Origin of the sequence: Kitasatospora nipponensis (assembly GCF_039528135.1) — a bacterium.
Taxonomy (GTDB): domain Bacteria; phylum Actinomycetota; class Actinomycetes; order Streptomycetales; family Streptomycetaceae; genus Kitasatospora; species Kitasatospora nipponensis.
Map to the genome: position 1 here is coordinate 1 of NZ_BAAALF010000272.1, position 7,964 is coordinate 7,964.

Here is a 7,964-nt window from a genome sequence, read left to right on the forward strand (position 1 = left end):
CAGACATCGTCTGCCGGGCCTCTCGCCGTTCCGGCGCCGCAAGGGGCACCGCCCACCGGCCCCCGTCTGCGCCTTGATACCGTCGGGCGCCGTCGCGGCCTCCTGCCGCGGCCCGATGAAGGAATCACCGTGCGCCTCACCACACCTCTCCGTGTCGCCGTCACCTGCGCCGTCCTCGCCCTGGGCGCGACCGCGTGCGGCTCGGGGAAGGATGCCGCCAAGCCGGCCGCCGCCCCCGCGCCCGTCTCCGCCTCCGCCTCGGCCCCCACCTCCGCGAGCAGCGCGCCGTCCGCGGCCGCTTCCGCCCCGGCCGCCTCGGCGCCGGCCGCGGCCGCCGGGCCGGACCTCTCCAAGCTCACCGGCGACCAGGTCATGAAGCAGATGGTCGACACCATGAAGATGGTGAACGCGCTCAAGATCGACATGTCGGCCGACGGCCCCGACACCGGCACCGTCGCGATCAAGCTGGCGGTGGACACCCGTGGCCAGTGCAGCGGCACGGCCTCGTTCACCGAGCGCGGCTCGGCCGAGATCGTGCGCAGCGGTGACACGATGTGGATCAAGCCCGACGCCGCGTTCCTGAAGTCCCTCGGCGGCCCCCACGGCGCCGCGGCGTCCCAGCAGTTCGTCGGCCACTGGCTCAGCGGCCCGAAGAGCGACGACGTGTTCAGCGGCCTGTCCGACTTCTGCGACCTGAACCAGATGACCGCCGCGATGGCCGAGGACGGCGACAAGTACACCAAGGGCGCCACCACCACCCTCAACGGCCGGCCGGCGCTCCAGTTGCACGTCGTCTCCACCGACGGCTCGAGCTCCGACCTGTGGATCGCCGCCCAGGGCCGGCCGGTGGTCCTCCAGTCGGTGAGCTCCGACCAGAGCAAGGTGACCTTCAGCGACATCGACGTCCCGCTCACCGTCCAGCTCCCGGACCCGGCGAACGTGGTCACCACGGAGAAGTTCAAGGCGGTGATCTCCGCGTAGGACGGGCCCGCCCCTGCCTCGGCAGAACGCGCGATAAATCCTTTGCCTCCCGCCGGACGTCTGCTTACGCTGGCAGCACACTGAAGGGAGGTGATCCTGAGTTGAGTAAGACCAGGATGCGTGAGGTGGCTGCTCGCTAGAGCCGCCCCAGCCTGTGGCCGTGGCGGCAGGCGAAATCCATAGCAGTCACCCGGCCCGTGGGCTCGCTGGAACATCCCCAGCGCCTCGGCGGCTCGTCCGCCGCGGAGACAGCCCACGGGCCGTCTGCGTGCCCGGGGCCGGTTTCCCGGCCCCGAGCCGGCGGCCCGAACCGGCGGCCCGCCCCCGGTGGCCCGCCCCGAGCGCTCAGGGTGCCGGCGGGGCGGCGGGCGAGGAGCGCAGCGCCCGGGCCAGCCGGCTGATCTCCGCCGGGTGCAGCGGGCGCAGCTGGACCAGCAGGGCGCCGTCGTCGGTCAGGTGCCAGCCCTCGCCCAGCGCGGGCAGGTCCAGGCCGACGTGGACGATCGCCTCGGCCAGCTCGTCGAGGGCGGCGGCCGCCAGCCGCCGGGCCACGCTCACCACGACTCCCGGCGCCGCCGGGCCGGCCAGCCGCGGGCCGCCCCCCGTCGCGGCCCGGAATCGTCGTCGTCCACTGTCTGATGGATCGTCATATCCGTTGCTCCGGTGGCTCCTGCCGCGTCAGGTCACGCGTGGGGGCAGCGTACCCGCCCCGCGGCGCCCGGCGGGGCGGCCGCCGCCACCGCGGGGCGACCGGCCGGGCCCGGCCCGCATGTCCGCCACCCGGCGCGACGGCCGGACGCTACAGTTCCTCCGTCCGGGTCGGAACAGGGCGACGGGGAGCGAGAGATGGCAGCTCGGCGGGATCACGCCGCGAACGTCCGGCGGTGGCAGGCCATGGCGGTGGCCACGCTCCTGGGGCTGGGCCTGCTGGGCCTGTTGCTCTACACCACCGGCGCCCCGCACCCCGTCAGCGCGCTCGGCGCCGGGCTGATGATCGCCTGCGCGACCTCGGTCGCCGGCGCCGCGGTCGGGTTCCTGTTCGGGATCCCGCACGCGCTCAGCGGCGGCGCCCCGGCTCAGCAGGGCCGGTACGGCGCCAACACCAATCTGGAGCAGGTCTCCGACTGGCTGACCAAGATCCTGCTGGGGGTCGGCCTGACCCAGCTCGGCAGCCTCTGGAGCGGCCTGCGCCGGCTCGGCGAGGCGCTCGCCCCCGCGCTCGGCGGACAGCCGGACAGCGCGCCGTTCGCCGCCGCGCTGGTGCTGTACTTCCTGGTGCTGGGCTTCCTCGGCGGCTGGCTGGCCACCCGGCTACTGCTGGCCGGCGCGCTCACCCAGGCCGACGGCAACGCGCTCAAGCTCTTCAGCAGCGCGCAGGAGCAGCTGCGCGAGGGCAACGAGGTGGGCGCCGAGGACCTGCGGGTGCAGGCGATGGCGCACCTGGGCAAGTTCTCCTCGCAGGCCGCGCCGGCCACGGCCGCCGCGGCCGGCGCGGGCCTGGACCCCGCCGAGCACCCGGCCGCCCTGGAGAGCCAGCTGGCCGAGGTCCGGGCGGGGGCCAAGCGCTCGTCCGCGACGCCCGAGGAGGTCCGCGGCCTGTTCGCCTCGGACGACGCGGGCCTGCGGATGCAGGCGCTGGCACTCACCCAGGGCAACGCCGCGCTCGGGGACTTCGAGAGCGTCCTGGACTACGTCGAGCGCCCCCGCTCGCCCTTCGAGCACTACCACGCGCTGCTCGCGGCCCGCGGCATGCTCAACCGCCTGGGGCGCGACCAGCGGATGCGGCTGCGCGCCGCGGTGGTGGCCCAACTGCTCGCCCCGGACGGCATCCCGGACGCCTCCGACCGCCGCTGGGTGGCGGAGCGGATCCTCGCCAAGCTGGACGCGATCGGCCAGGTGCCGACACCCCGCCCGTCCGGGGTGTAGCGGCGGGCCGACCGCGTCCGGGGCGCGGCGACCGGTCAGACCAGGCGCTGCAGGTAGCCGTTGGTGACCAGCCACCCCACGTTGATCGAGCCCGGCGCGCCCGGCACCAGGGCGGCGTCGAGCTGGTACTGCCAGCCGAGGCCGGGCTGGTCGAACCAGGGCGCGATCGGGCCGGCGTGCACGGTGAACGTCTTGAGCACCTTGTAGTCGTGGTAGTTGCAGCCGGCCGCCGGCGTGCCGTCCAGGCTCTGCGGCGGGATCGCGCGGTTGGCGTACGGCAGGCCCTCGGGTGCCAGGAACGAGCCGTACTCGGAGCCGTAGCGGTCGATGTCCTGCCCGGGCACCAGCGGCTGGTCCAGCTCGATGGGCCGGCCGTCGAACCCGATCAGGTAGCCGTTGGACGGCGGGTAGCGCCAGGAGCCGGCCGCGCTGTCGTAGTACTGCGCGAGGAAGTCCTGTGTGCTGGCGCCGCCGGTGCGCCGGTAGCCCACCAGCTGCCGGCCGACCGGGCCGGTGGTGGGCAGTTGCTCCGGGCCCAGCCGCTTGTCGCCGTCCAGGAAGGCGGCCGAGCACTGGTCGGAGGGGAGGTCGGCGCGGGGCGCGGCGGAGGCGGCCTGCGCGGCGGGGGTCGCGGTGGCCAGAGCTGCGACGGCCAACAGGGCGGTCAGCAGCCGGCTGGTCTTCTTCAGAGTGACGATCACTCACGCAGGGTAGCGCGGAGCGAAGTCACCTCCTCCGGATTCAGGCCATTGTCGATCAGGTATGTCTCGACGCTGCCGTGCCGCTCGCGGACCCGGCTCAGCAGCCCGGTGATCAGTGCGGCCTCGACCGGGCGCGCGAGGCGGACCACGCCCTGCGCGTCGGTGTACTCCCGGGGGCCGTCCAGCAGGCCCAGCCCCTCGTTGGAGAGCAGGAAGTCGGCGACGATCACCTCGTCCGGGACCTCCAGCAGGGCGAGCAGCAGGGCCACCACGATGCCGGTCCGGTCCCGGCCGACCGCGCAGTGCACCAGGGCCGGCAGGGCCTGCGGGGCGAGCAGCCGGCGCAGCACCGCGACGACGGTGGCGCCGGAGTGGTCCGCCATCAGCGGGTACAGCTCCGCCAGCGAGCGCTCGGCGTGGTCGGTGCCGTCCTGCGGCAGGACGGGGAAGTTGGCCAGATCGACGTCCCAGTCATGGGTGCGGTCCGGACGGGTGTCCAGCTCCACCGGGTCGCGCAGGTCGATGACGGTGCGGATCGCGAGCTTGGCCAGCTGGCGGGCCCCCTCCGGGGTCAGCTCGGCGAGCCAGCCCGAACGGTAGAGCAGGCCGGGGCGCAGGCCGGGGGCGTGCGACCCGGCCAGGTCGCGGGCGTTGCGCAGGCCGGGTATGGGCAGCAGGCGAGAGGCGGTCTGATCATCAGTCATACCGCCGCACGGTAGCGGGGCGGGCGGGTGAGCGCGAGGACGTATCGCCGCCGCCCGTCGCGCGGGCGCCGCACGGTGCGCAGCTCGCTGTGGATCCGCCGCCGGCCCAGGGCCAGCCGCAGCTCGCCCAGGTGCGGGCAGCGGCGGGCGAGTTGGTCGTGCAGCGGGTGGACCAGCACCTCGCCGCCGCGCTCGGTGACCCGGACCAGTTCCAGCAGCGCGGCCAGTTGGGCGGGTGGCGGGAACTGATCGGGGTAGGCGAAGAGCAGGTAGGAGCTGAGGGTCAGCGCGAAGGTGCCGTCCGCGAACGGCAGTCGGGGCAGCGCGGCGGCCACGTAGTCGCCGGGGTGCCGGGCGCGGTCGGCGGCGAAGAGCCGCCGGGCCCGGTCCCAGCTGCGCAGGTAGCGGTCGTAGGGCCGGTGGCGGGCGGCGAGGTAGCGCTGCGGGGTGGCCGGCATCGCGGCGGCCATCACCGAGCGGGCGGCCTCGGCCCGGGCCAGCAGCTCGGCGCGCGGGGCGGCGTAGAGGGGGTCGGCGGCGATCACCCGGCAGCCCAGCGCCCGGGCCTCGGCCACCAGGCCGGCCGCGCCGCCGGGGCAGTCCAGCACCGGTCCCGCCAGCGCCCCGAGCCGCGCCCGGGTGAGGCCGAAGAGCCCGCAGTACTCGTCCAGCGGCCGCGAGGTGATCAGCATGAGGGCATCCGAACACGCCGCCGCCCGCCTCGCACCCGCAGAACGGGGGCGGAGCGGGCGGGGACGGTACGGGCGGGGCGCAGCGGGACGGGCCAGGTGACCCGGCGGGGCGTCAGCCACCGAGCAGCGCCCGGGTGGCGGCGCGCGAGACCCCGGTCAGCAGGTGCACCACCCGCGCGGTCACGAAGACCAGCAGGATCCCGACCAGCGAGGCGCCGGCGATCTGCCAGACCGAGGAGAGGTAGTAGGTGTGGTGCGCGCCGTTGCTGTCGTAGTCGAAGAGCTTGTAGCCGGGCCAGCCCACGAAGGTCGGGAAGACCCAGGAGTAGAGGGGCAGCAGCGCCATCGCCAGGCTGCACGACCACAGGGTGACGCTCAGCACGAAGGTGGTGACGTGCCAGGGGAACATCACCAGCTGGTACGCGGCGGCCCGCCAGCCCGCCGGGTCGGCCAGCCGGGCGGTCAGCGCCGCCCAGCCGGTGCGGTGCGAGGACGCCGGGGCGGGAGCCGGCACGTCGCAGTCGAGCAGCCGCGCGGCCCGGGCCCGCTCGACGGCGCCGAAGGCGCGCGCCCCGATCAGCAGCAGCGCCAGCACCGGGAAGCCCAGGACGGTGACCAGCAGGCCGGCGCCGAGCGAGAAGAGGGTGACGGTCCACACGAAGCCCGCCGTCGCGGTGAGGAGCGAGGTCACCGTGTAGCCGAACTCCCGGCGGCTGCGGCCGGCGAACGGCGCGCGCCAGAACGAGGGACCGTCACTGAGCAGGTGGCGGGTGGCGCCGAGGTGGGAGGAGCGGTCGTCCGCGAAGTCCTGGTAGGTCGTCATGACTCCAGACTGCCGGGCGCGCGCCGCACCCGGAATGCGGGCTCCCGGCGGACCGGAGGTGGGGTTAACCCCCCTGCCGCCCTAGCGGGCGCGCCACTCGTCCTCCAGCAGCGAGTACTGCAGCGCGTCGTACCAGCGCTCGCGCAGGTAGAGGTCGTGCCGGATCCGGCCCTCCAGCTGGAAGCCGAGCTTGCGCAGCACCCGGGCCGAGGCGAGGTTCTCCGGGTCGAGCCGGGCGGCCAGCCGGTGCAGGCCCAGGGTGTCGAAGCCGAAGCCGCAGAGCAGGCCGGCGATCTCGGTGGCGTAGCCCAGCCCCCAGGCGTCGCGGCGCAGTGCGTAGCCGAGGAAGGCGGCCCGCTGACTGTCGGCGCCCTCGATGCCGAGCACCGCGTTGCCGATCGGCACCGCGTCCTCACCCTGCTCGGTGAGCGTGACGGCCAGCCGGTAGACCGTGCGCGGATCCTTCTCGGCCTCCTCGAGGTACAGCGCGACCTGGTCCGCGCAGTCCTCCCGGTCGCGCGGCTCGAACGGGAGGTAGCGCGCGGTCACGGGGTCGCCGAAGATCGCGTGCAGCGCGTCGATGTCGCGCGGGACGTGGTGGAACTCGCGGATCGTCAGCCGCGCGCCGGTGAGCAGGACGGGAGTCATGCCGGGTAACGGTAGCGGCCCGGGGAGCGGTTACCGTACCTGGCATGGACGATGACGATCTGCGGCTCACTCCCCGCCCGCACACCGCTGAGCTGCTGCGTTGGGCCCGGGAGCAGGGGCTGGAGCCGGTGCCCGAGGGGCCGTTGAACGCGGTCCTGACGCTGCTCGAACTGGGTGACGGACGGATGTACGAGGGCTTCCCCGAGCTCACCTCGCCGATCGTCCAGGAGCTGCTCTACGAGCGGATCCACCTCTACGTGCAGCCGGGCGAGGACGAGTCGCCGTTCGCCTACGGTGCCGCGGTGCGGCTGCTGATCGACCACCAGCGGGCAGGGCGGCGGCTGAACGCCAAGCGGTGGCAGCGCCTGCACGAGGAGGCCGAGTGGCAGGGCGAGCTGCTGACCGGGCTGCTGCGCCAGCCGCACCTGGTGACCTGGCCGCGGCTCTACACCCTGCTGCTGCGCGCCGCCGGCGTGGACACCACCGACCTGCCGGCGGTGCGCGACTGGCTGGACGGTTTCCGGACGCTGGAGCAGGAGCAGCGGCTGGCCGCCTTCGCGGCGCTGGAGGACCTCGACCAGCCCGAGGGCGTCGAGGGGTGGACGCCGGGCGTGCTGCTCTCGGTGGGGATGGCCACCGACGGCGCGCGGCTGCTGGTGGAGAACCGGCTGATGCAGCGCAGCTACCGCAACCTGGCCGGCCTGACCGCGCTGGGCCTGCCGATGCCCGAGGAGCTCTCCGGCGACTTCCCCGCCTTCGAGGCGGCGGTGCAGGCCGCGGCGCTGCGGCTGCTGGGCAGTTGGACGGTGCCCGGGCTGCCGGAGCTGCTGCTGGCCCACTACCCGGACCTCGCCCCCGAGCCGGGCGCGCCCGAGGTCGACGGCTACATCGTGCAGCGCGGCCTGGTGGAGCTGCCGGACCTCGCCGGCTTCCAGCCGCTGCCCGCCGAGGACGACGGCCAACCGCACCCGGCGGCGGACGACGCTACGGAGTGACCCCGCGCGCGCCGAGCCAGGCCAGCGGGTCGACCGGGGCGGCGCCGCCGGGCCTGACCTCCAGGTGCAGGTGCGGGCCGGTGACCGTGCCGGTGGCGCCGACCTTGCCGAGCTCGGTGCCCGGGGCGACCTGGCCGGCGGCCACGGTGATCGAGGAGAGGTGGCAGTACCAGAGCTCGGTGCCGTCGGGCAGGGTCTGGATGACCCGGTAGCCGTAGGAGCCGGACCAGCCCGCCGAGGTGACGCTGCCGCCGGCCACGGCCGCCACCGGCGTGCCGGTGGCGGCGGCGAAGTCGAGGCCGGTGTGCAGGTGGGCCCAGTGCGAGCCGGACTGGCCGTAGTGCGCGCTGAGGGTGTACCTGGCCAGTGGCAGGACGGTCTCGCCCTGCCCGGTGGCGGCCGGTGCGGCGTCGGCCGCGGCGGCGGGCGCGGGGGCCTGGGCGCCGCGGGCGGCCGCCTCGGCCTCGGCGGTGGCCCGCGCCACGGCGGCAAGG

General features: G+C 74.9%; 10 protein-coding genes. 3 read left to right on the forward strand and 7 right to left on the reverse strand.

The window, feature by feature from the left end; all coding sequences use genetic code 11:
- Nucleotides 1-129: 129 nt before the first annotated feature.
- Nucleotides 130-981 carry a hypothetical protein gene (locus tag ABD323_RS37865; RefSeq protein ID WP_344446642.1) on the forward strand — a complete coding sequence of 284 codons (852 nt, stop codon included), beginning with the start codon at nucleotides 130-132 and terminating at the stop codon, nucleotides 979-981.
- A gap of 345 nt (nucleotides 982-1,326) precedes the next feature.
- Here the strand turns inward: ABD323_RS37865 and ABD323_RS37870 are convergent, their stop codons facing one another.
- Nucleotides 1,327-1,539 (reverse strand): hypothetical protein, encoded by a 213-nt coding sequence (locus ABD323_RS37870; RefSeq protein ID WP_344446643.1) that lies wholly within the window; start codon nucleotides 1,537-1,539, stop codon nucleotides 1,327-1,329.
- Nucleotides 1,540-1,827: 288 nt separating this feature from the next.
- Here ABD323_RS37870 and ABD323_RS37875 point away from each other — a divergent pair, with 288 nt between their 5' ends.
- Entirely contained in the window at nucleotides 1,828-2,907 is a 1,080-nt protein-coding gene (locus ABD323_RS37875; protein WP_344446644.1) for a hypothetical protein, read from the forward strand.
- A 35-nt stretch (nucleotides 2,908-2,942) separates the two neighbouring features.
- Here the strand turns inward: ABD323_RS37875 and ABD323_RS37880 are convergent, their stop codons facing one another.
- The 5 genes from ABD323_RS37880 to ABD323_RS37900 all read right to left on the reverse strand — a co-directional run bounded on the left by ABD323_RS37880 (nucleotide 2,943) and on the right by ABD323_RS37900 (nucleotide 6,475).
- A complete protein-coding gene (locus ABD323_RS37880; RefSeq protein ID WP_344446645.1) occupies nucleotides 2,943-3,608 on the reverse strand; it encodes a TNT domain-containing protein in 666 nt (221 codons plus the stop codon).
- Nucleotides 3,605-4,312 carry a tyrosine-protein phosphatase gene (locus ABD323_RS37885; RefSeq protein WP_344446646.1) on the reverse strand — a complete coding sequence of 236 codons (708 nt, stop codon included), beginning with the start codon at nucleotides 4,310-4,312 and terminating at the stop codon, nucleotides 3,605-3,607. Before ABD323_RS37885 ends, ABD323_RS37880 begins: the two co-directional genes overlap by 4 nt.
- A complete protein-coding gene (locus tag ABD323_RS37890) occupies nucleotides 4,309-5,004 on the reverse strand; it encodes a class I SAM-dependent methyltransferase (protein ID WP_344446647.1) in 696 nt (231 codons plus the stop codon). The genes ABD323_RS37885 and ABD323_RS37890 overlap by 4 nt, the downstream gene beginning before the upstream one ends.
- Before the next feature lie 112 nt (nucleotides 5,005-5,116).
- Nucleotides 5,117-5,827 carry a sensor domain-containing protein gene (locus tag ABD323_RS37895; protein WP_344446648.1) on the reverse strand — a complete coding sequence of 237 codons (711 nt, stop codon included), beginning with the start codon at nucleotides 5,825-5,827 and terminating at the stop codon, nucleotides 5,117-5,119.
- Nucleotides 5,828-5,908: 81 nt separating this feature from the next.
- Nucleotides 5,909-6,475 (reverse strand): GNAT family N-acetyltransferase, encoded by a 567-nt coding sequence (locus ABD323_RS37900; protein WP_344446650.1) that lies wholly within the window; start codon nucleotides 6,473-6,475, stop codon nucleotides 5,909-5,911.
- 44 nt (nucleotides 6,476-6,519) lie between these two features.
- Between ABD323_RS37900 and ABD323_RS37905 the strand changes: the two genes are divergently transcribed.
- Nucleotides 6,520-7,470 (forward strand): hypothetical protein, encoded by a 951-nt coding sequence (locus ABD323_RS37905; RefSeq protein ID WP_344446651.1) that lies wholly within the window; start codon nucleotides 6,520-6,522, stop codon nucleotides 7,468-7,470.
- On the opposite strand, the gene ABD323_RS37910 is transcribed toward ABD323_RS37905, so the two are convergent.
- On the reverse strand, nucleotides 7,460-7,964 hold a 505-nt coding region (locus ABD323_RS37910), incomplete at its 5' end, for a M23 family metallopeptidase (protein ID WP_344446652.1). The two genes, ABD323_RS37905 and ABD323_RS37910, sit on opposite strands and share 11 nt — an antisense overlap.

Coding starts and splice junctions, on each gene's coding strand:
- ABD323_RS37875 (WP_344446644.1), top strand. CDS start 1,828: ATGGCAGCTCGGCGGGATCACGCCGCGAACGTCCGGCGGTGGCAGGCC.
- ABD323_RS37905 (WP_344446651.1), top strand. CDS start 6,520: ATGGACGATGACGATCTGCGGCTCACTCCCCGCCCGCACACCGCTGAG.
- ABD323_RS37885 (WP_344446646.1), bottom strand. CDS start 4,312: ATGACTGATGATCAGACCGCCTCTCGCCTGCTGCCCATACCCGGCCTG.
- ABD323_RS37890 (WP_344446647.1), bottom strand. CDS start 5,004: ATGCTGATCACCTCGCGGCCGCTGGACGAGTACTGCGGGCTCTTCGGC.
- ABD323_RS37895 (WP_344446648.1), bottom strand. CDS start 5,827: ATGACGACCTACCAGGACTTCGCGGACGACCGCTCCTCCCACCTCGGC.
- ABD323_RS37900 (WP_344446650.1), bottom strand. CDS start 6,475: ATGACTCCCGTCCTGCTCACCGGCGCGCGGCTGACGATCCGCGAGTTC.